This is a genomic window from Burkholderia sp. Ac-20365, from assembly GCF_017104715.1.
Classification (GTDB): Bacteria; Pseudomonadota; Gammaproteobacteria; order Burkholderiales; family Burkholderiaceae; genus Paraburkholderia.
The window spans coordinates 1-1126 of the sequence record NZ_JAAGPI010000103.1 but is presented as its reverse complement, the minus strand read 5'-3'; the positions used below and the strand labels follow the sequence as shown (position 1 = coordinate 1126).

General features: G+C 60.8%; 1 protein-coding gene. It reads right to left on the bottom strand.

Annotated features, from left to right (window positions below):
• Positions 1-7 precede the first annotated feature (7 nt).
• Positions 8-1078, bottom strand: a complete 1071-nt coding sequence (locus tag G3O01_RS44780) for an IS30 family transposase (RefSeq protein WP_205813923.1) — start codon at positions 1076-1078, stop codon at positions 8-10.
• Between the last annotated feature and the right edge of the window lie 48 nt (positions 1079-1126).

Below are 1126 nucleotides of genomic sequence, written 5' to 3'. Positions count from 1 at the left end.
GGCGGTTTCAAAGACCAAGTGCAACAGCGGGGTTGATTTCGATTCCCTGTTTCTTGCAGTTTTCAATAAAGGCTTGCGCGGGGGTTCTCCAGCCGAGCGTCTTGCGCGGACGGTTGTTCATCTCGATCGCAATCATGTCGAGCTGACGTTGCGAGAGCACGGACAGGTCCGCGCCCTTGGGCAGGTACTGGCGCAATAGACCGTTGGTATTCTCACAGATGCCGCGCTGCCACGGGCTGTGTGGATCACAGAAGTAGATGCGCATGCCTGTCGCTTTGGCCAGTTCCTTGTGCAGTGCCATCTCCTTGCCCTGATCGTAGGTCAGCGTCTTGAGCAGTTCCGGGTCGAGCGGCGCAAACGCTGCGCTGTAGCCCCGCAACGCCGCTTCCGCTGTGCTGTCATCCATCTTGACCAGCATCAGGAACAGCGTGCTGCGATCGATCAGCGTGCCCACCGCCGAGCGGTTTCCTGCCCCCTTGATGAGATCGCCTTCCCAGTGCCCGGCAAGCACCCGCTCGTTCGCCTCGGGCGGACGCACGTGGATGCTGACCATGTCAGTGAGCTTGCCACGCCGGTCTTCGCCGCGCGAGCGGGGTCTGCGGGTGCTGCGTCCCCGTCTGAGCAGCGCGATCAGTTCGCGTTTGAGCTCGCCCCGAGGCATGGCATAGATGGCGTGATAGATGGTTTCGTGAGACACGTTCAGGGTGGGCTCATCCGGATGCACCCGCTCCAGTTGCGCACTGATCTGCTCGGGTGAATGGAATTTAGCCAACAGTTCTCGCACCTGCGGCCACAGCGGCCCATCGACGCGCAGCTTGCGCTCCCGACGCGGCTTGCGCCGCAGTCTGCCTGCCCGCAAACCCGCACGCCTTGGATTGTAACCGCCCGCGATCGGCGGTCGTCCCATCGTTGAGCGCTCGTGAGCCGGTTTCCACTCATTGCGCTTCAGTTCGCGACTGATCGTACTTGGCGAGCGCACAAGAGCACGCGCGATCTCGCGTGTGCTCTTGTCCTCAAACTTCATTGCAAAGATCACACCGCGCTCTTCGGCGCTCAGCTGTTTATAGTTCTTTCCCATGCAACATATCCTAACCGGAAGTGTTGCGCTTGCATCTTGAGACCGCCC